Source organism: Rufibacter psychrotolerans, from assembly GCF_016924645.1.
In the GTDB taxonomy this organism is placed as follows: domain Bacteria; phylum Bacteroidota; class Bacteroidia; order Cytophagales; family Hymenobacteraceae; genus Nibribacter; species Nibribacter psychrotolerans.
Window position 1 is genome coordinate 255,811 of sequence record NZ_JAFFJV010000003.1, and the last position, 22,422, is coordinate 278,232.

The 22,422-nt window shown below is 53.4% G+C and carries 20 protein-coding genes, 1 tRNA gene and 1 pseudogene; 15 read left to right on the forward strand and 7 right to left on the reverse strand.

Features of this window, described 5'->3' with window-relative positions:
• The first annotated feature begins 10 nt into the window (after positions 1-10).
• Together JT718_RS03920 and JT718_RS03925 are read left to right on the forward strand one after the other, a co-directional pair.
• The gene (locus JT718_RS03920) at positions 11-1,144 is read left to right on the forward strand and encodes a glycosyltransferase family 39 protein (RefSeq protein WP_205500564.1); all 1,134 of its coding nucleotides are present in this window, start codon (positions 11-13) and stop codon (positions 1,142-1,144) included.
• Positions 1,134-2,339, forward strand: a complete 1,206-nt coding sequence (locus JT718_RS03925) for a hypothetical protein (RefSeq protein WP_205500565.1) — start codon at positions 1,134-1,136, stop codon at positions 2,337-2,339. Before JT718_RS03920 ends, JT718_RS03925 begins: the two co-directional genes overlap by 11 nt.
• Here the strand turns inward: JT718_RS03925 and JT718_RS03930 are convergent.
• The 3 genes from JT718_RS03930 to JT718_RS03940 form a co-directional block, all read right to left on the reverse strand.
• On the reverse strand, positions 2,336-3,253 hold the full coding sequence (locus JT718_RS03930) for a 1-aminocyclopropane-1-carboxylate deaminase/D-cysteine desulfhydrase (RefSeq protein ID WP_317195470.1): 918 nt from the start codon (positions 3,251-3,253) through the stop codon (positions 2,336-2,338). The two genes, JT718_RS03925 and JT718_RS03930, sit on opposite strands and share 4 nt — an antisense overlap.
• A 9-nt stretch (positions 3,254-3,262) precedes the next feature.
• Positions 3,263-4,063 (reverse strand): cation efflux transmembrane domain-containing protein, encoded by an 801-nt coding sequence (locus JT718_RS03935; protein WP_205500566.1) that lies wholly within the window; start codon positions 4,061-4,063, stop codon positions 3,263-3,265.
• A 119-nt stretch (positions 4,064-4,182) separates the two neighbouring features.
• Positions 4,183-6,603, reverse strand: a complete 2,421-nt coding sequence (locus tag JT718_RS03940) for a YfhO family protein (protein WP_205500567.1) — start codon at positions 6,601-6,603, stop codon at positions 4,183-4,185.
• Between JT718_RS03940 and JT718_RS20830 the strand changes: the two are divergent.
• Positions 6,575-6,652: pseudogene (locus JT718_RS20830) on the forward strand (hypothetical protein); the annotation flags it as partial. The gene JT718_RS03940 and the pseudogene JT718_RS20830 sit on opposite strands and share 29 nt — an antisense overlap.
• Positions 6,653-6,664: 12 nt before the next feature.
• Here JT718_RS20830 and JT718_RS03945 read toward each other — a convergent pair.
• The gene (locus tag JT718_RS03945) at positions 6,665-6,961 is read right to left on the reverse strand and encodes a DUF4834 family protein (protein WP_205500568.1); all 297 of its coding nucleotides are present in this window, start codon (positions 6,959-6,961) and stop codon (positions 6,665-6,667) included.
• Positions 6,961-7,731 carry an FkbM family methyltransferase gene (locus tag JT718_RS03950; protein WP_205500569.1) on the reverse strand — a complete coding sequence of 257 codons (771 nt, stop codon included), beginning with the start codon at positions 7,729-7,731 and terminating at the stop codon, positions 6,961-6,963. Before JT718_RS03950 ends, JT718_RS03945 begins: the two co-directional genes overlap by 1 nt.
• A gap of 403 nt (positions 7,732-8,134) precedes the next feature.
• Between JT718_RS03950 and JT718_RS03955 the strand changes: the two genes are divergently transcribed.
• The 8 genes from JT718_RS03955 (at position 8,135) to JT718_RS03990 (ending at position 15,636) form a co-directional block, all read left to right on the forward strand.
• Positions 8,135-9,244 (forward strand): acyloxyacyl hydrolase, encoded by a 1,110-nt coding sequence (locus JT718_RS03955; RefSeq protein WP_205500570.1) that lies wholly within the window; start codon positions 8,135-8,137, stop codon positions 9,242-9,244.
• Between the two features lie 179 nt (positions 9,245-9,423).
• Entirely contained in the window at positions 9,424-10,266 is an 843-nt protein-coding gene (locus tag JT718_RS03960) for a GIY-YIG nuclease family protein (RefSeq protein WP_205500571.1), read from the forward strand.
• Between the two features lie 156 nt (positions 10,267-10,422).
• A complete protein-coding gene (locus JT718_RS03965) occupies positions 10,423-10,653 on the forward strand; it encodes a helix-turn-helix transcriptional regulator (protein ID WP_205500572.1) in 231 nt (76 codons plus the stop codon).
• Positions 10,640-10,978, forward strand: coding sequence for a HipA N-terminal domain-containing protein (locus JT718_RS03970; RefSeq protein ID WP_205500573.1), 339 nt, complete (start codon positions 10,640-10,642; stop codon positions 10,976-10,978). The genes JT718_RS03965 and JT718_RS03970 overlap by 14 nt, the downstream gene beginning before the upstream one ends.
• Before the next feature lie 121 nt (positions 10,979-11,099).
• The gene (locus JT718_RS03975; RefSeq protein WP_240336903.1) at positions 11,100-11,927 is read left to right on the forward strand and encodes a HipA domain-containing protein; all 828 of its coding nucleotides are present in this window, start codon (positions 11,100-11,102) and stop codon (positions 11,925-11,927) included.
• A gap of 23 nt (positions 11,928-11,950) precedes the next feature.
• Positions 11,951-13,501, forward strand: coding sequence for a glucuronyl esterase domain-containing protein (locus JT718_RS03980; RefSeq protein ID WP_205500575.1), 1,551 nt, complete (start codon positions 11,951-11,953; stop codon positions 13,499-13,501).
• A 263-nt stretch (positions 13,502-13,764) separates the two neighbouring features.
• The gene (locus tag JT718_RS03985) at positions 13,765-14,832 is read left to right on the forward strand and encodes a serine hydrolase domain-containing protein (RefSeq protein ID WP_317195471.1); all 1,068 of its coding nucleotides are present in this window, start codon (positions 13,765-13,767) and stop codon (positions 14,830-14,832) included.
• A gap of 291 nt (positions 14,833-15,123) precedes the next feature.
• Entirely contained in the window at positions 15,124-15,636 is a 513-nt protein-coding gene (locus JT718_RS03990) for a GNAT family N-acetyltransferase (protein ID WP_205500577.1), read from the forward strand.
• A gap of 341 nt (positions 15,637-15,977) precedes the next feature.
• Here the strand turns inward: JT718_RS03990 and JT718_RS03995 are convergent, their stop codons facing one another.
• Both JT718_RS03995 and JT718_RS04000 read right to left on the reverse strand, forming a co-directional pair.
• Complete coding sequence (locus JT718_RS03995) at positions 15,978-16,805, reverse strand: hypothetical protein (RefSeq protein ID WP_205500578.1); 828 nt, start codon at positions 16,803-16,805, stop codon at positions 15,978-15,980.
• Positions 16,806-16,949: 144 nt separating this feature from the next.
• Positions 16,950-17,022, reverse strand: a tRNA-Gly gene (locus JT718_RS04000).
• Positions 17,023-18,002: 980 nt separating this feature from the next.
• On the opposite strand from JT718_RS04000, the gene JT718_RS04005 reads away from it, so the two are divergent.
• The 4 genes from JT718_RS04005 to JT718_RS04020 all read left to right on the forward strand — a co-directional run bounded on the left by JT718_RS04005 (position 18,003) and on the right by JT718_RS04020 (position 22,224).
• Positions 18,003-19,958, forward strand: a complete 1,956-nt coding sequence (locus JT718_RS04005; protein WP_205500579.1) for an LTA synthase family protein — start codon at positions 18,003-18,005, stop codon at positions 19,956-19,958.
• A gap of 154 nt (positions 19,959-20,112) precedes the next feature.
• Positions 20,113-20,319 carry a hypothetical protein gene (locus tag JT718_RS04010; protein ID WP_205500580.1) on the forward strand — a complete coding sequence of 69 codons (207 nt, stop codon included), beginning with the start codon at positions 20,113-20,115 and terminating at the stop codon, positions 20,317-20,319.
• A 271-nt stretch (positions 20,320-20,590) separates the two neighbouring features.
• A complete protein-coding gene (locus JT718_RS04015; RefSeq protein WP_205500581.1) occupies positions 20,591-21,049 on the forward strand; it encodes a MarR family winged helix-turn-helix transcriptional regulator in 459 nt (152 codons plus the stop codon).
• A 56-nt stretch (positions 21,050-21,105) separates the two neighbouring features.
• The gene (locus tag JT718_RS04020; RefSeq protein ID WP_205500582.1) at positions 21,106-22,224 is read left to right on the forward strand and encodes an alkene reductase; all 1,119 of its coding nucleotides are present in this window, start codon (positions 21,106-21,108) and stop codon (positions 22,222-22,224) included.
• The last annotated feature ends 198 nt before the right edge of the window (positions 22,225-22,422 follow it).

Here is a 22,422-nt window from a genome sequence, read left to right on the forward strand (position 1 = left end):
GGAGGATTCTATGACAAAACTAAATGGCGCAAAAGCACTCCTAGCATTAGCTTGGCTTGTGTTACAGGTCCTGCTATATCAGCAGCATGGCGTTAAGGTGGTGTATGACAGCCATAGGTTCATCCTGTTTACCAATGAGATTCTGGCAGGACAGCCGGTCACCTATCCTCAGGTATGGCGCTACCTGGGCTATCCAGGATTTCTGCTACCATTCTTCTATGCGGGTCTTTCACTCAAGACCATTGTTTGGGCGCAAATGGCTGTTTCGGGCTTAGCATCTATGCTGCTGTATCGGGCTGCCAGGCAACTTACTAAGCACGAAGGCCTGGCCCTACTCACTGCCGCCCTCTTTGCCCTTAACCCAGACCTTCAGGCTTGGAATTGCTACATTCTCACCGATTCACTGTTCACCAGCCTTACTACCCTGTGTCTTTGCTTGCTGCTATTGCCTATGAACCGCTACCACTGGGGCGGGTTTGTTCTAGCACTACTTTGGGCAGTATTGGTGAGGCCCAACGGATTTGTTGTCTTACTGGCAGTAATGGGGTACTACCTCCTAAAATACAGACCTTATAGAACATGCAACAAGTGGGTCTTAGCGACAACAGGTGCTCTCCTGGCCTTGCTCTTCTATTGGGTACTGGATAGATTCCTACTCCAGGCTTTCACCCTTATGATCCCCTATGAGCGCGGCGACCTGATCTATGGCTATTACGAAATAGTGTTAAACAAGTATTATCAACCTCAAATGCCACCTTACACGCTTACCCCGCTGGGGCAGGTAGTATGGTTCCTTTGGGCTAATCCGCTTTACTTTGTAGGCATGGCGTTACTAAAGGGATTCTTCTTTTTCATCCATGCCAAACCCTATTACTCATTGGCGCATAATCTGCTCATTTTGGCATTTTTACTGCCCGTGTATGCCTTCGCCTGGCTTGGCTGGAGGCGCGCCCAACTTCCTACTCCGGTAAAAGCCTTACTACTTACACCCACGCTCATGCAGGTGGGTATCACCATGCTTACCATTGAGGACTGGGATGGGCGTTGGTTGTACCCTGTATTGCCCTCTATCCTACTTTTAGCGGCTCTGGGAGCAAGAACAACATTTCCCACCCTCTTCCACCGCGCGCACCTTGCCAGCTAAAATTATCAACCGTTTCCCAACTTGGTGGCTTGCAGGCTTGTCTGCTATTCCGGCCTTGATTTGGCTTCTGCTCCAGCATTACCTCTATCAAAGATCAGGCATTCAGATACCAGCCGATGCCGTGTTCCGGTATATCCCTTACGCCCAGGATGTTGCTCAAGGGCTTAACTATGACTTAGGGCAGGATATTCGCTATGCCGGCTATACATCTGTTATAGCGGGGTTTCTTAAGGCAGGTCTTCCATATGGGTATGTAGTGGGGCTACAGGTATTCCTTTCGCTGGCTGCCTTGCTCCTGGTCCAGCGTTTGGTGGCGGTTATTACCAACAGCTGGCTTTGCTCCCTTATAGCGGCGCTGCTGGTGGCTACCAGCCAGGACATACAGCAGTGGAACTTTTATGTTCTAACGGAATCTATTTTCACCAGCACCTGGGTCTTTTGCACCGCTATGCTGGTATTATGCCGGAATCGCACAGCCTGGGTGCTTGGTATTCCGCTCTGGCTGTTTGTGTGCCTGGTCAGGCCTAACGGGATTTTTATCATAGTGGCGGCAGCCGTTTATTTATTCGCCATCCGCTTCCAAACTTCCTCTGCGGTTCAGCGGCGGAAGATGCTGCTTGGAGTGGGCATAACGGCTATTTTGTTCTTTCTGCTCCTCAACCAATTGTTGGGACCTTTCACGTTGGTGGAAACGTATGCACGGGGCGAAATTATTTATGGCACGGCCTACTCCAACCTAACGCCACCAGGTTCTTCTATGTACAGGATTGAGCCTCCCAGCACGCTTCAGATGCCACCTACAACGGCATCTGCGCTTGGAAAACTCTTTTTGTTCTTCTGGCACAATCCTGTTTTCTTTTTAAAGCTGGCCTTAGTAAAGGGAGCCGTTTTCATCGCTTTCGCCAAACCTTACTTCTCCTCAGCGCACAATCTTTTTATCTTTCTAACTGTTTACCCCTGCTACCTGCTCAGTACTCAAGCCTTTAAAAACAAACGAAGCCGGGCAGTGGTGGTGGCCCTGTTCTCGCTTGTGGGCCTTCAAACGCTTATGGTAATGTTCACAGTAGAGGATTGGGACTGCCGATTTATGGCTCCTATTCTCCCGTTCATTTTCATGCTGGGTGCCATAGGACTTAAACAGACAGTAGGACGCCACTTCCCAGCCTGGGATAGAATTGATAGCCAAACAGATTAGCGAAGAAAATCTAACTCCAACCCATACCGCTGCGCGTAGCCGGCCCAGCCTTGTTGGCCGCCGGTGTGTACGGCTATTAGCCTTGCGCCTCTGGGGAAATACTCCTGCCTGAGCAGATCAAACACGCCGTATAGCATTTTGCCGGTGTAAACCGGGTCCAGCAGAATGCCGTGCTGTGCGTGAAAATCCTGGATAAAAGCCAGCAGCTCGGGCTTGTGTTTGGCGTAGCCGCCGAAGTGATAGCCTGTTTGCAGGTCCCAGTTGTGGTAGGTTAGTCCGCTGTACGCCTGTACCAGATCGGTCACGTCCTTTTGCAGGAACTCGCCGCCTTTGAGAGCCGGAAAGCCGATGATGTGGCCTTTGCCCGCGGCTCCAGCGATAATTCCAGCCAGGGTTCCGCCGGTGCCCGCAGCGACGCAGAGCACGTCCCAGGGCTCCGTCAGTTCAGACACAATCTCCGTGCAGCCCTTTACCGCCAGCAGGTTGGTGCCGCCTTCGGGGAGCAGGTAAGGTTTTGGGGCTGTTTTCAGGATTTCGGCCTGAAAATGCGGCTCGTGGCGGAGGCGGTAGTCAGAGCGGGAGAGATAGCGCAACTGCATGCCGCACTGGGTGGCAAAGTGCAGCGTGGGGTTAAGCGGAAGCGTTTCCTCACCCCGTATGTAGCCGATGGTACTAAAGCCAAATTCCCGACCGGCAGCGGCCACGGCGGCGATGTGGTTGGAGAAAGCCCCGCCGAAGGTCACCAGCGTCTCGCAGCCTTGCTCCCGCGCCGCCTGCAGGTTGTACTTCAGCTTCCGCCACTTATTGCCCGGGATGCCGGGGTGCAGCAAGTCCTCGCGCAGCACCCACAACTCCACTCCTTTCTGGGTGAGCAACGGATCTGTGATATGCTGTAAGAGCGAGATTTCCGGCACGGGCGACAGTTAGTTTTTGGCGAGGCTCAGGATCTGGAAGGCGCCGCGGGCTACCAGCAGGAAAACCAGCGTGCCCACCACCAGATCGGGCACCGCCGATTGGGTGACATACACCAGCGCACCGGCCAAGATCACGCCCATGTTGGCAATGACATCATTAGACGTGAAGATCATGCTGGCTTTCAGGTGGGCTCCCTTACCCTGGGATTTCCGCAGCAGGTACAAAGAAACGGAATTGCCCACCAGCGCGAAAGCAGAAACGCCCACCATGGTCCATAAATCGGGCAGGGCCTCGGCCCCCAGGTACCGGCGCACTACTTCGGCGAAGCCCAGCATGGCTATGGCCAATTGGAAATAGCCGCTCAGTTTGGCTATATTTTTCTGGCGGGCCAGGGTGCCGCTCACCACCCACAGGCTCAGGCCATAGACCAAGGCATCGGCGAGCATGTTCAGCGAATCAGCGATTAGGCCCATGGAGTTGGCCCAAAAACCGGCGGCCAGCTCAATCAGGAAGAAAGCCGCGTTGATGAAAAGCACCAGTTGCAACAGCTTCCGTTCCTCACCGGAAGTATCCAGAGCGGTCTCTGCTCTTTCAGAGTATTCGGTGGTGAGCAGGCGGGCACCTAAGCCCAGGGTGGACAGGGCGGAGGAAACGGGCCGTACCTCGCCGGTGTGCCAGATGTCTACCTGGCGGGTAGCCAGGTCAAAGGCCAGCCGTTTCACCGTGGCTTGCCCTTTCAACCTCGTCAGGACCTTCTGCTCTTCCTCGGCGCGTCCCATCTGCGCGATATAGAAGGTTGATTTCTGCATAGGCTTGTAACGGCCAATTGCACCGGTGCAGTACAAGGCAGGGCAAAAAAGAAGCTGCCGTTTTAGGCCCGTTTCCAGAGAAACAGCCCTAAAACGGCAGCTTTCAAAGTATTTTACATCTAAACGTCGGAAGGTCTGCGGCGGCGGAAGCCGTACGCCACGGCTCCAATCACGCCCGCAAACACCAGCAAGGAAGAAATGAGGGCCACGGTGTTGCCCAGGCTGTACTCGTTCGGTTCAAACTTAAACTCTACCACGTGGTTTCCGGCCGGCAGGTGCATGGCGCGCAGGATGTAGTTGGCCCGGAAATGGTCTACCGGTTTGCCATTCAGGTAGGCTTGCCAGCCATCGGCGTAATAGATCTCAGAGAACACGGCCACGCCCGGCTGGGCTACCACGGCGGTGTACTTGAGGTAGTTGGGCTGGTACTCCACCAGTTTAATGATAGAACCAGTGGTGGTATAGCGCTGCGGCTTCACGTTGGGGAACTTGGAAACGTCTACAATGGCTTCGTGCTTGGCGTCAATACCTTTGAGAGCGGCCAGTTCCTCGTCCGGTGAGTTCACGGCCCGCACTTCGTCCACGTACCAGGCGTTGCCCAGGTACCCCGGAATCAATTGAACCGGATTCTGCTCCTGCCCCGTAATGGCGTACTTGGCGTTGAGCATGTTCAGCACCTGGATGTTGCCTTGCGCAATGTGCTGCTCAATCACGTCCTGGTAGCGGCGCAGCTTGGCGCCGTGGTACCCGCCAATAGACTTATGGAAGTAAGACGTGCGGGCCTCGTTGAACGGATTGGCCACGTTGTACACACGGTAGCTTAGTTCTTTGTCCTGCAGGATGATCTGGTCGGCGCGGGTGGGCTGGAAGAAGGTGGCGCTGTAGTCTTTCTGGAAATCGTCGTTGTTGAGGTAGCGCTTGTCAACGGTCCAGAGGTCTACCAGAATCAGCAAGCCTATCACGGCAGTGGCCATGAAGGAGCTCATTTTCTTTCTGGTGTAGAAGTAGAGCGTACCGGCGGCCAGCAAAATAAACACCAAGGAACGGAAGGCATCGCCGCGCAGCATGGCCTCTCGGTCCTCACGGATGGCCTGAATGGGGTATTGGTACTGGGCCAGTTGCTCGTCTACGGCCCCCACGTAGTCAAACGTGCCGCTCAGAAGCACCAGCAGCAGGCAAAGTCCGCCGGTAGCGCCCAGGGCGATGAGGATTTTCTTGGGCAGGTTTTCAATGGGCTCGTTCTGGATCACGCGGCACAGCGCCAGCACCGCCAGCAAGGTCATGGTTACCTGGGCAATGACCAGGGCCATGCTCACCGCCCTGAACTTGTTGTAGCCCGGGAAGTAGTCAAACATGAAGTAGTTGAAGGCCTCAAAGTTCTTGCCCCAGCTCAGCATAAACGACAAGATGGTGGCGCTCAGGAGCCAGATCCAGAGGCGGCGCGGCGTTACCAGCAAGCCCAGCACAAACAGGAAGCAGACAATGGCGCCCATGTACACCGGACCGCCCACAAACGACTGATCGCCCCAGTAGAACGGCATGGTGGCATTCTGCAGCTGCGCCTCGGGCACGCCGCCCTGTGCTAATTGCTTGTAGGTTTCAGAGTCTTTCTCCAACGGCCCCTGGGAGGCTCCGCCGTAGAAGTTAGGCACCAACAGGGTCATGGTTTCGCCCACACCGTAGCTCCACTGGAAAGCGTATTCGCGGTCCAGGCCGGAACCTATTTCAGAGGCGTCTTTGCCCTGGGTCAGTTCAGAGGCTCCTCTGATAGAATATTTGCCGTACTCGGCAGTGGTATAGATTCGGCCGAAGCTCACGCCCGCCGCCAGGGCCGCGCCAAGAGCCAGGATGAGGGTACGCTTAAAGAAATCAGCGATTCTGCCTTCCTTGGCCCAGCTTACCAGCTCCACAATGCCAAAGATGAGCACGATGAGCAGCAGGTAGTAAGTAATTTGCAAGTGGTTGGTGCGGATGTGCATGGTTAACCCGAAGGTAAACAGCGCCGCCCCAATCAAGAGGTTTTTGCGGTAAGCGTACCACAGCCCCGCCAGCACCAGCGGCAGATAGGCAATGGCCAGGGATTTAGTATTGTGCCCGGCTTCCAGAATGGCGAAGTTGTACGACACGAAGGTATACGCGATGGCTCCTACCGCCGCCAGCATCGGCCGGAGGCCGAACACCACAAACATAATGTAGGCACACACCAGCGTGATGAAGATATTGGAAGCTACCAGCGGCAACCCGGCTGTGAAGAGCGAGTGCACGTACTGGAACAGATCACCGGAAAACTGTACGCTGATGAGGTAAGCCGGCATGCCGCTGAACATGGAGTTGGTCCAGAGGGCTTCCTCACCGGTGCGTTCCCGGTAATCGGCAATCTCTTTGGCACCGCCCTGGAACTGCACCACGTCGTGCTGCATCAGGCTTTTGCCGTCAAAAAAGATGGGCGAGAAATAGGCTACTACCAGCAGCAGAAAAAACAGAAGCACCAGCAGGTGCGGCAACACTTGGCGGTTGAAATCTAGTTTAGAAGAGGCCATGGGGTTTGATTGCAATAAAAAAGCCCGATGCGTTTGGCATCGGGCTTGAAAGATACTCAGTTTATTTCACTTCTTCATAATCTACGTACTCACCGCCGGGGAAGTCCTTGCGCGGTCGTTTGTCCTGGGGCACGTACTCCACCTTTACCTTACCGCCGCCAGCGGCCGATTGGCTGCGGCTCTGCTGCTGATACTGTTGGTAGTGCTGCTGCTGGTGGGGCTGGCCCTGAAAGGCGGCATACTCCTGGGCCTTGCGCATCTGCTTCTGGACAAACGTTTTGAGTAGGAAGCGGATGATGTACGGCATTAAGAACCGTAACAGGAACATCACCGCCAGCATGATCAGGAAAAATTTCACTAGGCGTTAGGGTTTGGTTTGAAATAAAAGTCGCCCCCCTGGTATTGGTCAATCTCCTGAGGGGTACAGGGAGATAACGTCTGGCCGCCGCGTAACGTGTACACGCCGTAGTCTAAACGGGTTAAAATCTCCACCACTGCCCGGCGGTTCTCGGCGCCGTTCAGCTCTGTCTGGATCAACGGCCGGTGGCGCTTTATAGTTTCCTGCAGGTGGGCAAACACCTGGTTTTCATAGCCTTCCACGTCGCATTTGATAAAATCCAGTCGGTCCAGATCAGCGAACAGTTCATCTGGCACGCGCATTTCCACCTGGTAGGTCTGGGCGTATTCTTCCTTGGCCGAGCTCGCGATTTTGGTCATGCCGTGGTGCACCAGCCCGTTGCGCACGGGCGTGCCCATCTCAATGGTGGTGTTCTCGCCGCCCAGCGCATAGGGCAACAGCGTGAGGTTGTCTACGCCGCTGGCCCGCACGTTGTCTCGCCAGATGCGCCCGAACAGTGGTACTGGCTCCACGGCCACCACTTTGCCGTTAGGCCCGGCCAGTCTGGACAGAAACGTGGAATAATAGCCCAGATTTGCGCCGATGTCTACACACGTAAACCCCGGACGGATGATTTTGCGCAGGAAGAACAGCTCTGGGTACTTGTCACGGCCCCGGCCCGAGCCCACCATGATGATGTACATCCGGCTGACCAGCCTGAGATAGCCCTCAAACCCGAGCGCCTTGACCAATAATTTGCGGAGAAGTTTCACGCGGTAAAGTTCAGCCATCTGGGGGAGAAAACAAAGGGTGCATTTTGGAGGTGTTTTTGGGAAAAAGGGCGGAAAACAGAAAAAGAGATACTACCCATTGCAAGACTTTCAATGAGACATGGAAGAACTTGGAATCCGGCCAACTGGAGCAGAACTCTGTATCTAGAAAGAGTAACCCCAAATGAGGAAAAAGAACCGCTGCCTTTCTTCAAAAAAAGCTTTGGCAGTTCCTTCCACCGGAAATTGCGTAGTAAGGTTAGAATCTTGTTTTTCAACTGCCACTCCGGCCGCATCTAAGCATTAGCCAATGTTCCTGCTGCTATTTGCCTTTTGTCTATTCCGGATTTGCGTTAGAGCGGGCAAGTGCCACCGGCTTTTTGCCAGGCATGCACCGGCACGGCTGTGGCTTGGCGCAGTTATTTTGGCGGCAGGCGCAACCCCCAACACTTTTGCCCAGGCAGATTCTGCCGCCGCCACAAGGCCTACCCCGAAGCAGGAAAAACCGCTTTTCTCCCTTGGAATAGGCGTGCAGCATGGCTTTATTTTCGCGCATTCTGTAGAGGTACAGAATACCAGGGGCGCACGGCCTACCGGCGTAGAAACCGTCCTCAGCTGGCAGCGCAATGATTCCGCCACTTTTTCCCTCTGCAACTGCTACCCCCGGCAAGGCCTGCTGCTGGCCTATTATGATTACGATGCCGGAGTATTGGGCAAGAGCGGAACCGCCGCTTATTTCCTGGAACCCACCTACCGGCTGGGAGGCCGGGTGCTTCTCTCCTTCAAAGGCGCAGCAGGGCTCTCCTACCTCACCAACCCGTACGATAGCGTTGACAACCCGGGCAACCAATCGTACAGTACCCGCGTGAGCGCCTATTTGCTGGTGGGTGTGGGTGCCTGGGTACGGCTATCGGAGCGATGGTGGCTAAACCCGAGTGTCAATTATCAGCACATTTCTAATGGAGGCTTTCGCCAACCCAACAAAGGCATTAACTGGCCCACGGCTGGCTTGGCGGTAAGTTACCAGCCCAACTTCCGCTCCTGGTATTCCGGTACGCGCACCACCGAAAAATACTGGCGAAACTACTCTCCCCGCTATGATGTAGCCTTGCTGGGCAACCTACGCCGTGGCACTGACGGAGCCGGTAACCGCAAGCGGTACCCGCTGGGCGGGCTGGCACTGCAGGCCGGCAGGCAGGTAGGACGCCTGAGCATGCTTACGCTGGGAGCCGAAGCCTACCATGACCAGGAGCTACAAGCCAGAATGCGAAGAGAAGGCCTTACGGCCAGCCCGGTGAAAGCGGGGCTGCTGTTGGGCCACGAGTTTTTGCTGGGCCGGTTTCTGTTCAGCCAGCGTCTGGGCGCATATGTGTTTGACCAAACGCCCTACTATGACCGCCTCTTCCACCGCTGGGGTTTGCAGTACCGCGTAAACCGCCACTTCAGTGCGGGCTTTCAGCTGCTGGCGCATCGGCAGGTAGCAGAATACATAGACTTCCGGTTGGCTTATACTTTTCAGAAGCGGTATGAATAAGTTTCTCCTCAGCAGTATTTAGGAATCAGGGAAGAAAACAAAGCAGTGCGTTTTGGAGGTGTTTTGGGGAAAAGGAGAGGGAAATCATGTATCAAGATACTTTTCTTTCCAACTCTATTCTACTACATTGAGTCTACTTCATGGCTTTGCAAACACAAAGCATTAATCCTGCAATACAAATGAACAGACCGCAAACCATTCAGATATTTTTACCTGATGGCTCTCCGAGGAGTGTGAAAATTGCTGAAATCACCAACAGAGTTGTTAAATCCATTCTGGTGCCGAGGAATAAAATAGACTATATTTCTAGTAGAGATGAATTAAGAAATGTTGGAGTTTATTTCTTATTTGGGGAGTCAGAGGACAAAGCGAAACCCATTGTATACATTGGGGAGGCAGAAGACTGTCTTGAACGCTTAAAACAACACAACAGGGGAAAGGAGTTTTGGAATTATGCTATTGTCATGGTCTCTAAGATAAATGCTTTCACAAAGTCACATACTAAATATTTGGAACATATTGCAATAGCACAGGCAAAGGAGGCAAACAGGTATGAAACCGAGAACTTCACAATTCCGAGCAAGCCATTTGTGACTGAATCAATGGAGGCAGATCTACTGGACAGTTTTGACACAATAAAAATTCTTCTTTCTACCCTCGGGTTTCCAGTATTCGAAAAAGTAAGTAAAGAACAAATAACTGCAAAAGAATTGCTTGTGCTTAATGGTAGAGATATTAAGGCTGAAGGGGATTTGATTGATGATGGGTTTGTAGTCTTCAAAGGTTCTCAAGCAAAAAAAGATACTGTACCATCCTGCCATGACTATCTAATTGACTTAAGAAACAAACTTCTTCAAAGCGAAATTATAAAAGAAGTAAATGGCAATTATTTGTTTACCCAGGACTATGTTTTCAACTCACCCAGCACAGCTGGAGGTGTAGTTTTAGGAAGATCCACAAATGGTTGGACAAAGTGGAAAAACAGGGACGGTAAAACTTTGGATGAATTAAAAAGGAAGTAGCTCCGCAATAGCAAAACGGTAGAATCAGAACTCACTATTAAATCCTACGCTATTTATACCCAAACGGGTATAAAATCCCACTCATACAACTCACTTTATACCCGATTGGGTATAAAAACAAAATAATTCCTATCTTTATACCTCAACGGGTATAAAATGAATAAAGGAGACTTACAAAGCTTCGTCAAAGACCGAAGAAAACGGCTGGGGCTTACCCAAGAAGAACTTTCTTACAAAGCTGGAGTAGGACTTCGGTTTATACGGGACTTGGAACAGGGCAAACCCACACTCCAGATGGATAAAGTAAACCAAGTGTTGAAACTGTTTGGCTATGAATTAGGGCCAGTATCAGTAAACCGGGAGAAGTTAGCCAATGAAGAGCGCTAGAATCTACATGCACCAACATTTGGCGGGCATCCTCACCGAAGACAGCGAGGGCTATCATTTCCAATACGACACTGCTTACCTGGAGCTTCCTGAGGCAGAACCTATTAGCTTAACGCTACCGCTCAGCTCCAAAGAGTACAGCAGCGCTCTATTGTTTCCTTTCTTTGATGGGTTGATTCCTGAAGGGTGGCTTTTAGACATCGCCGAGAAAAACTGGAAGCTCAACCCGCGTGACCGCATGGGTATTTTGTTAGCCACCTGCAGAGACTGCATTGGAGCTGTTTCTGTGATTGCTATTGAACAAGGAGAAGAAGATGGAGAGTAGACGTTGCTTATACTGCTATCAGGAGCTCCTCCAACAGGAGCAAACAGAGTACCACCCCAAATGCAGCAGAAGCATATTTGGTACTACAGTTCCACCAGAGCTTCCTTATACAGAGACAGATATGTTTGCCTTGGCGGAGCAAATCATCAGGAATCAAACCACCGTCACAGGTGTGCAGCCCAAGCTATCGCTCAGCATAGAAGAATTACGGGAAAATTTAACTTCCAGAAAATTTGCCATAGTAGGTTTATGGGGCGACTACATCTTAAAGCCTCAAACTCAATATTACCGCAACCTGCCAGAGATTGAAGATGTTACCATGCACCTGGCCAGATTAGCCAAAATAAAAACGGTCAATCACTCCCTCATCAGGTTAGCTTCAGGTCAGTTAGCCTATATCACCAAAAGGATAGACCGCGTGTCAGGGAAGAAGCTGCATATGGAAGACATGTGCCAATTGACAGAGCGGCTTACTGAGCAGAAGTACAAAGGATCTTATGAGCAGATTGCAAAAGTAATTTTGCGGCATGCGGCAAATCCCGGCTTTGACCTCATCAACTTCTATGAGCAGGTAGTCTTTAGTTTCCTCACCGGGAATAATGACATGCACCTGAAAAACTTCTCGCTCCTGAAAGACCAAAACCAGGAGTATCACCTCTGCCCCGCCTATGACTTAGTGGCCTCTGAACTGGTGGTGGAAGATGACCCGGAAGAATTAGCCTTAACGCTGAACGGGAAAAAAAGAAAACTGAAGCGAAAAGACTTTGAATTAGCCATGCAGGCTGCTGGTATTGAAGCACGGGCCGTGCAAAACATTTTTAAAAAGTTTGCCAAAGCAGTAGTCAGTTGGCACAGCTTTATTAACATCAGTTTTTTACCGGAAGATCTAAAAGCGAAGTACCATGAAATGCTTGAACTCAAGCTACGGCAGTTGGAAATTTCTGGTTAATTTATAGCATCAAAGATGCCCTCATGAAAAACCTCCTCTACCTCCTGCTTGCCTTCACCATTTCCTCCGCCACCGCGCAGCAGGCTACCACCAAAGCAACTACCAACCACCCCGCTCCGGTAAACTTCACCGCCGAGCAGGACCACCAGCACATGATGAGGCAGCTGGGCATCAAGGCGCTCAGGCCGGGGCCCAGCGGTGATCCTAAGTCCCCGAATGCGGCGAACTACGACGAGGCCAAGGCCAACCCGTACCCCAACCTGCCCGAGCTGCTCACCCTCAAAAACGGCAAGAAGGTGACCACTCCGGCCCAATGGTGGAACCAGCGGCGGCCCGAGATAGTGGAGGAGTTTGAGCGGGAGATTTTCGGCCGGATTCCCAAAAACGTGCCCAAAGTGACCTGGAAGACCCTGATCTCGGAGCGCGAGATGGTAGGCTGGATTCCGGTGAACGCCAAACAGCTGGTGGGTCAGGTAGACAACTCCCAGTACCCGTTGCTGGAGGTGAACATCAACATGACGGTGGTCACGCCCGCCAACGCCAAGGGCCCGGTACCGGTCCTGATGATGTTCGGGCGCAGCGCCTTGCCGGCCCCGGCGCAGCCGCCCAAAGAGAGCCTGGAGAAGATCAACGCGGCCATGAAGAAACTGCTGGTGGAGGCAGACCCCTCGCTGAAGGCCGTCTTTGAGCAGTACCCCGCCTACACGCCCATCGCCCCGCAAGGGCTCCCTCCGTTTGGTCCGCCCGCAGCCGGAGATCCGCCTCCCACGCACCAGTTATTAGCGGCCGGTTGGGGCTATGTATTGATAGAGCCCGGCAGCATCCAGGCCGATAATGGCGCGGGCCTCACCAAAGGCATCATTGGGCTGGTGAACAAAGGCCAGCCACGTAAACCCGACGACTGGGGTGCCCTGCGCGCCTGGGCCTGGGGTGCCTCCCGCGGACTGGACTACCTGGAGACCGACCCCACGGTAGATGCCAAGCGGGTGGGCATTGAGGGCGTGTCGCGGTTCGGGAAGGCGGCGCTGGTGGCGCAGGCGTTTGACCAGCGCTTCGCGGTGGGGCTCATCGGGTCTTCCGGCGAGGGCGGGGCCAAGCTGCACCGCCGTAACTTCGGCGAGGCCGTGGAAAGCCTCACCAGCAGCTACGAGTACCACTGGATGGCCGGCAACTTCCTCAAGTACGGTGCCTCTGAGGCTACCTTCGGTCCCAAGACCGCCAACGACCTGCCGGTGGACGCGCACCAGCTCATCGCCCTGTGCGCTCCCCGGCCCACCTTCATCAGCTACGGCATTCCCGAACAGGGCGATGCCAAGTGGCTGGACCAGCAGGGCAGTTACATGGCCACCGTGGCGGCCGGACCGGCGTTCAAGCTGCTGGGCGCCCGTGACCTGGGCGTGGGGCATGACTACAAAACCGCCAAAATGCCGGGCGTGAACGTGAGCCTGCTGGACGGGGAACTGGCCTGGCGCCAGCACGACGGCGGCCACACCGATGCCCCCAACTTCAAATACTTCATCCCCTGGGCCGATAGGATGCTGAAACAAAGGGCCGCCTCTGGGACAGGCCGTTAGCCAAAAATTTGGGGACAACGCGCCTCCCTTGCATAGCGGATATTTTCTTTCGTTGCGCTATCTTTATAGTCCGTTTTCTTGTTGGCAATTTCAGTATGGACTTTCTCAGAGTAAAATCGCTGTTTCTTAGATGCCTGGCCGCATCTGCTTTCTGTGTATTCCTGTTTTCTTGCCAGAAATCGGGAAAAGCGCATAAACTGTGGGGAAGCGATGAGGACGACAAGGAACCTGTGGCGATTCCGGCCTATTTTACAGAAGATAGCGTGAAACGGCTGGCCGTGAAGCTGGATTCTGTGTTCAAGCATTTCCACAAGCGCCGGGGCTTCAACGGCACCGTGCTGGTGACCAAGTATGATAAGGTCATCTACAAAGGGGCCTTCGGCTTCGCCGATTTCTTCCGGAAAGACACGCTCACTACCCAGACCGCTTTCCAGTTGGCCTCGGTCTCTAAGCAGTTCACGGCCATGGCCATCATGATGCTGCAGGAAGAGGAAAAGCTCAGCTATGAAGACAGCGTGCAGCAGTACATCCCAAATTTCCCGTATCACGGCATTACCATCCGGCAGTTGCTCACCCACCAAAGCGGGTTGTCTAACTACACCTATTTCAGCGACAAGCTGTGGCCCGACCGCAACAAGAACCTCACCAATGAGGATGTTCTCAACCTGATGGCTCAGCACCGGCCCAAGCCCTACTACCAGCCCAACACCCACTTTGACTACAGCAACACCGGCTACAGCCTGCTGGCCTCTATTGTGGAGAAAGTGTCTGAGCAGCCTTTCGCGGAGTTTCTGCGCGAGCGCATTTTTGAGCCGCTGGAGATGAAACATACTTTCACCTACAGCCCAGACGTAGCCACCCTCACCGGTCCCATTGCCACCGGCCACACCCGTTTCCGGCAGAAACGCACCACCGATTACCTGGACACCGTGCTGGGCGACAAGGGCATTTACTCTACCGTGGAAGACCTCTACAAATGGGACCAGGCGCTCTACACGCAGAAACTGGTGAAGCGTGAAACCCTGGAGGAAGCGTTTACGGGCGGTATTCTGAAAAAGAAGAAAAATCAGACAGAGGACTATGGGTTTGGCTGGCGCATCCGTTCGCTGGAGAACGGCGACACCGCCGTGTACCACGGGGGCCTGTGGCACGGCTTCTCTACTTACCTGCTGCGCAACCCCAAAGAGCACAGCGCCCTCATTATCTTGAGCAACCTGCCCAACGGTAGCTTCAGTTATTTGCAGGACATCCGGCAGTTCCTCTACCCGGCTCAACCAGACAGCGCCGCTACACAAAAGCCCCAAGGCACGCTGGCCCGGGCGCACCAATAGATTTGGCCTCCGGTTGTTTCCCGGTTTGGCATGCCAATCAGTATGGCTCCAGTTTAGGCAGAGGTCACACTTCCACCGCATTCTGGACCGCCCGTGGCTTGGGTAATCCTCCCCCGCCTGAACGCACCTTTTCTAAAAACCACGAGAGAAGTACTTACAGGGCTTCGCTACAAAGCATTCTATTTTTAATATATACAAACTTAAGTATCTAGTACCTTCGTCATAGATTTGGTGCGGTAACGCTCCCTGCCACGTTTCAGGAGTTGTACCAGCATGGTCTCCGATATACAGATGCGCGCAGAAACAATCACCACCCCCAGGCTCCTTTTACTTCCTTTCACCAAAGAAATCTGCACCGGTGTGCTGGGCGGCAACCATGAGGCTTTGGCACGCATAGGTATATCTCCTAGCGAAGGCTGGCCAGACGAGGAAACGTTAGACACACTCCCCAGAATCATGAAGAACCTGGAGTTGGTGGAGGAGCCCACCGGCTTTGAGTCCTGGATGATTGTGAAACAGGCAGGCAGGGTGCTCATTGGCGATGCCGGTTTTAAGGGCAGACCTAACGCGGCGGGAGAAATTGATCTAGGCTACGGCATTATTGCGTCTGAGCAAAACAAGGGCTACGGACTAGAGGCTGCCCAAGGCCTGGTCAATTGGGCCCGGTTACGCCCCGAAGTGAAAACCATCACCGCCAGGTGTGCCCTGGACAATATCGGTTCTGCCAGGATCCTGGAGAAAATGGATTTCCAGGAAATTACCCGAGACCAGGAAATGATCTATTGGGTTTTGCCGAAAGAGTAAGCTCCGGGCCAGCCTTCCCTCTTTAAGGGCTGTTTTATAAAAAATGGCTCAAAAAAAGGCAGACGCACGTTTGCACCTGCGTCTGTATCCAATAAGCGACAATCCAAGTTACTCGCTTACAGAACCAGCATAGCAATGGAGTGCGGCAGGCTCTTGGCATGGGTGGCCTTCCCGGGTTTGCGCCTACCTTCTCCAGTAACTCTGCGCTAGCTTTTTCAATAATGGTCAATAAACACCAAAGCCCATTGCGCATGGCCTCTGCCGCCAGCGTAATGGGCTTCTGAAACTATTTGGGTTAGGCTTCTAAGCTATTCTCAATAAAACAGCTGAGATCACGCTCCTTATCTTTTACCGGCTTTCCCTTGCCCCAAGCCTATCTGCACGCCCAAGGAGGGCACCACGGTGATACCAGAATAGCTTACCTGCTCCTGCTCCAGCAATTGATACGTGCCGTAGTTCTGGTAATACATTGACAGGGCGGGCAAGAGGTAAATGCGCCGGGCCCCTATTTTGGCGTTCACAAAGAAGCCGTACGATGGAAAGCTCTGCTTCTGGGTAAGGCCCTCCAATTGCACCACATCTCCGCCGCCCATTTTCCGGTACAGCCGGCCGGGCTCCAGGCCATACTCCAGAAACGTGTGGTTGTAGGCTACCCCGAAGGAAATGTTGCCAAACTCCTCATCGGGCCCGAAGGAGCGGCTGAACACCAGCGGCACCAGAATGTCCCTTCTCTCGGCTTTAAATTCCAGGATGGGCGCCAGTTTGTTCAGGAACAGTTTGTCCAGGATGCCGGAACTCTGCCCCGCGTACTGAAGGCCCACGCTGCCGTACCATCTTTGCTGGCTGTTGCCGGCCGTGCCCGCCACCGGACCCAGGAACTGGTACATGGCATCCAGCACGTGTACCCCCGAGGCGTATTTGTACCCCACGTCCAGTTTTGGAGCCAGGCCATAGCGCACGTAAAAATCGAAGGTAGGCCCCACCGGATCCAGGGAATAGGCAATGGCCGCCTGGGTGGCGACGCGCACCTGCTCCCCGTAGTACACCGAATCCCGGTTTGCTAAGGCCTCAATGGCAGATTCAGTGATGTCTTTGAGTTGGCTGATGGGCTCAGAAGCAATGTTTCCGCCGAAGTTGGCCCCTACCTTGAACTGACCTTGCGGCGTCACCCTGCCGGAGTGGATGACTGAACGAGGGGCAGTACAGCTGGCCAACGCTACCAGAAACACCAGTGAAAAAAGTCGCTGATAGCGAGAGAAGCAATGAAGGCCGCACGTACCCATCTTGGCAGGAGAATGACATTGAAAAACCAGAGCGAGAAACGGGATTCGAACCCGCGGCCCTCAGCTTGGGAAGCTGATGCTCTACCAACTGAGCTACTCTCGCTTGACTCAGGAAATTATAGCCAAATATAAGAGGGTTTTCCGTTTGCCGCAAGCCCTTCTCTTTCCTGCCTGGTGGCTGAAATTTGAAGCTGTGTCTGCATTGGCAACAACCTGTTTTCTGGTGTAGCTTTGGTTTAGGCAGGAAGTTCGGGAGCTGAAAGCTTGCATGGTTCCTCTTCTGGTAAGATACAGTTGTGGTGTTCTGTTGTTGAGGGTGAAGCGTTTCGGCGCTGTTTTTCGGGAATCAGCTTCAAAACGTCTTTGGGTTGATTGCTTGGTGCATGCAGTGGGGTGTTGCAGGCGCTTGTTGTGGTTTGTGCAGCTGTTTTCTGGTAATTGCTGGCGGGGTACCGGTTGTCTACTTACCTGGTCCTTGCTAAGATGGTGTCGCTGGCGTAGCAGTGGCTTGCCTATAGACTTATGAGCTGTGTTGTTCCATAGTTTCCCTTCGTGCGCTCACGGCCGCGGGGCCCCGTCTTTGCCCCTCGCACTGCCCTTGCGGCCCATCCTTGCAGTCTGTGCTTAGCTTCTGTTCTCCAGGGGCCACAAGCGAGGCGCTCGAGCCAAAGACTGGAATCGGGATCTTTCAGCTGGTGCGTTGCATAGCAGCGGTATCGCTAACCATTGCGCTAGAACTTTTCTTTTCTATGGCACGGATTTACTTCCGTGACTTTCTACACTATAGGAGCACGTGAGGCACGGAAGTAAATCCGCGCCATAGTTGCTAGACCTCACAGGTTTTGAAACCTGTGAGATCTCTCCGCTTAGCCCACTTTTCTAAGCCCGGATTTACTTCCGTGCCTTTCAATCTACCATGGTTCAAGTCTGTGACTTGGACCTACCATTACCGGCAGTTTGTAACTGCCGTGAGGCGAAAACCTCAAGAGAGGACGTATAGACATTAAACGTTGCTTTCCATTAGCAACTCTGTTGAGCAACTCTGCGGGAGGTTCCCTAATTTTGTGGTTCTTTCCTAAGAACATGATAAAATCTTTTCAGCCGAGAGCTTTCCGGCGGAGTGTGCACATAGCCATGCTGCTGGCGTTGGGGGTAGCCATGCTCCTGTATACCGTGTGCCGGCTTCTCTTTTACTTCTTCAACCGGGGCTTCTTCGCCGAGACATCTTTCTCTGACTTGCTGTACCTCATGTGGGGCGGGCTCAAGTTTGACCTGGCGGCTATCATCTACACCAACCTTTTGTTTCTGGTGCTCATGTTGCTGCCGTTCCGGTTCCGGCACCATCCGGTGTACCAGAAGGTGGTGAAATGGGTGTTTCTGGTCTTCAACGGCCTGGGGCTGGCGCTCAACTGCATTGACTTTATTTACTACCGCTTCACCCTGCGCCGCACTACCGGGAGCGTGGTGCGGGAATTTGGGAATGAAGATTGGGGTGGCTTCGCGTCCAGTTTCCTGGTCGATTTCTGGTACATTGCCCTGATCTGGATAGGCTTGGTGGCCTTGATGGCCTGGCTGTATAACCGAATTAAACTGGAGAAAGCGCCTACCTATAACCCGTGGTTTTATTACCCGTGGCACACCGTAGTGCTGGTGTTGACCATTGGCCTGAGCATTGCCGCCATGCGCGGGGGGTTTAGGCACAGCACCCGGCCCATCACGCTGAGCAACGCCGGCGAGTACGTGGAGCGGCCGCAGGAAATGTACATCGTGCTCAACACGCCTTTTTCCATCATCCGGACCATCAACAAGACCAGTTACCAGAAAGTGGCGTATTTCCCCGAGGAGCAGGTGGCGCAGCTGTACAACCCTATCCACCAGCCCCTGGATTCTGCCAGGTTCCGGAAAAAGAACGTGGTGGTGATCATTCTGGAAAGCTTTGGGAAAGAGGCGGTGGGCGGCTACAACAAGCACCTGGAGAACGGTACGTACACCGGTTTCACGCCGTTCCTGGACTCGCTCATGGGGCACAGCAAGGTGTACTGGAATTCCTTCGCCAACGGCCGAAAATCCATTGACGCGCTGCCCAGCGTGCTCACCAGCATTCCCAGCATTCAGGAGCCGTTTGTCTTGACGCAGTACGTGAGCAACAACCTGCCCAGCCTGCCGCGAACCTTGCGTTCCAAAGGGTACCATACGTCTTTCTTCCACGGGGCGCCCAACGGCTCCATGGGCTTTGACGCGTTCATGAACCTGATTGGCATAGAGCAGTACTACGGCATGACCGAGTACGGCAAACCCGAGGACTTTGACGGTATGTGGGGTATCTGGGACGAGGAGTTCCTGCAGTTCATGGCGGGCAAACTGAACACGTTCCAGGAGCCGTTCATGAGCGCGGTGTTCACTACGTCTTCGCACCACCCGTACAAGGTTCCGGAGCGCTACGCGGGCAAGTTCAAGAAAGGTCCGTTTGAGATCTTTGAGTGCATTGGGTACTCCGACATGGCTTTGCGCAAGTTCTTCCAGAAGGCCAGCCAGGCCGCCTGGTTCCAAAACACGCTCTTTGTGATCACCGCCGACCACTCCGCCACGCACACCTTCTACCCCGAGTACCAGACGGCCTGGGGCAACTTTGCCGTGCCTATCCTCTTCTACGCCCCCGGCGATGATGCCTTCAGAGGCGTGGAGCAGGACCGCGTGGTACAGCAACTAGACATCATGCCAACCGTGCTAGGCTATCTGGGCTACGACCAGCCGTACTTCTCCTTCGGCAAGAACATGCTCAACCCGCAGGAAGGCAACTTCGCCATCAGCTACCAGGGCGGCTACCAGTGGACTGAGGGCGACTACTTCCTGCAGTTTGACGGCACCAATACCTTAGGGCTGTTCAACTACAAGGAAGACAAGTTCCTGAAGAACAACCTAAAAGACAAAGAACCGGTCATCAGGGTAGCCATGGAAAACAAGCTCAAGGCGTTTATTCAGCAGTACAATAACCGCATGCTGGAGAATAAACTGCAGGTGACCAACAGCCCTGAGTAGCGCCTAGGACTTCCCCGTTTTTGAGCTATTCCCTGAAAAGAAGCCTGAAAACGGGGGCAACCCTGCTGAAAGCCCAGCGCAATTGCGCCCTATTTTCTTGCCAATTTTGCCAATTTCCCGTAGAGGAGAAAGACAAACCCACGTACCTACCGCTATGAAAAAGGAAATTACAATACTGCCAGGCCGCTCCTTCTGGAGAACAGGAGTATTTGCCGCCGTTACCAGCCTGTTTCTGCTGGGCGCGTGCGAGGCCAAACAGCCCGCCGACCAGGAAGCGAAGGACCGCGACGAGGCTACCACTGACATCACCGAGGATGCCGATCCAGACAGTACGGTAGAGTCGCCGGCTACTACCGGTTGAGTCACCTGGCCCGGGAGATTAGTTTAAATCGGTAAACCAGGTTTCCCGGGCAACACCGTACAGGCACGTCTAGTCGGGCTTCCAAGCAAGAGGCCAGAACTTTATTTTCGGCCATTTTAGGGCTATTTTCCCGAAAATACCCCAAAAATGGCTCAGCCATCTTGCCTAGGTAAACGCCCCTGGTTTTTAGGCATTCCTGAAACTATATGCCTACAATAGTTGTATATACAATAGAGCAACGTATATTTGCCGCATGAACGGCAGAAAGCCCATGAAATTAGAGGACGAATTGAAGCAGAAGACATTTGGCAGCCCGTACCGCCGCATGGTGGTGAACGTCATGTTCACGGGCAATTGGCTGCAGAAAGAGTTTGCCTGCCAGTTGAAGCAATATGGGTTGTCGTTGCAGCAGAACAACGTGTTGGGCATTTTACGCGGACAGTATCCTAATCCGGCCACGCTGGGCCTGATCCAGGAACGTATGCTGGACCGTGACTCCAATGCCACCCGCCTGGTAGACAAACTACTGGAGAAAGGCTTGGTGACCCGTTGCCAGTGCGCCGATAACCGCCGCAAGGTAGACATCGTGATCACCGAGAAAGGCCTGGAACTGCTGAAGCAGACTGACACCATTATGCAGAACCTGGAAGAGAAATACAGCCAGATTACCCCGGAAGAAGCCGTACAGATTGGCGAACTGATGGACAAATTAAGAGAACGAGAAGGTTAATATTTTTTTACCCATATAGTTGTATATACAACTTATGTTTACACAGAAATAAGATTATGAGCCAAATAGAAAATCAACCGTTGTTACAGCCTTATCAGAAAGGCGCTTTGCAACTGAACAACCGTTTAGTAATGGCCCCCATGACCCGCAGCCGGTCTAATAACCCCGAGAACGTGCCTACCGAGCTGAATGCCGAGTACTACGCTCAGCGCGCCAGCGCCGGCTTGATCATCTCAGAAGGCACGCCGGTGAGTCCGCAGGGCGTGGGCTACATCAACATCCCGGGCATTTACTCGGCCGCGCAGGTAGAAGGCTGGAAACTAGTGACCAAGGCCGTACACGAGAAAGGCGGAAAAATCTACGCGCAGCTGTGGCACGTGGGCCGTATGTCGCACCCAGATTTCCACAACGGTGCATTGCCAGTAGCTCCTTCGGCTGTTAACCCGAATGACCAGGCGTTTACTGAAGAAGGTTTCAAACCAACCGTGACGCCTAGAGCTCTGGAAACTGAGGAAATCAAAGCCATTGTGGAAGACTTCAAGAAAGCAGCTGCCAATGCCGTAGAAGCAGGTTTTGACGGTGTGGAAATCCACTCTTCCAACGGGTACCTGTTCCACCAGTTCTTCAGCCGCTGCTCTAACCAGCGCACCGATGAATACGGCGGAACCATTGAAAACCGCGCCCGCTTCTTCTTTGAAGTGCTGGATGCCGTGAAAGAAGTTATTGACCTGAGCCGCGTGGGTGTTCGCCTGAACCCCTCCATGCACGAGCAGTTCGGCATCACCGTGGATGAGGAAACCGCTCCTACGTTTGAGTACATCGTGAAGCGTCTGAACGACTACAACTTAGCGTATCTGCACCTGACTGAGGCTTCTCCTAAAGTAGCCGAGTTGCCTTACGCTATTAAGGAAATTGCCAAGCACTTCCGTCCGTTGTACAACGGCACCTTGATTATCAACGGCGGCTTCACGCAGGAGACTGGTAACAAAGTGTTAGCCGATGGCTTCGCTGATTTGGTAGCTTATGGCCGTCCGTTCATCGCGAACCCTGACCTGGTAGAGCGTTTCGCAGAAAATGCTGAGCTGAATGCCCCAGACTACAACACGTTCTACAGCAACACCGGCGAAGTAGGCTACACCGACTACCCTACCCTGGCTGAAGTTTCCGCTGCGTAACCAATTAAGAACAACACACAACTGCATATATAGAAAAGGGCCGCACGCTTTGTGCGGCTTTTTTCGTTTTAGGCCTACTTTCCCCAAAACACCCTCAAAACAAACCTCTTAAACTGCTTAGCATCCAGCACTATTTTGCGGCAAATTCCTTAGCATAGAGTACCTTTGTGGTTCTGCTTAGACGAGTGAACGAGGTCC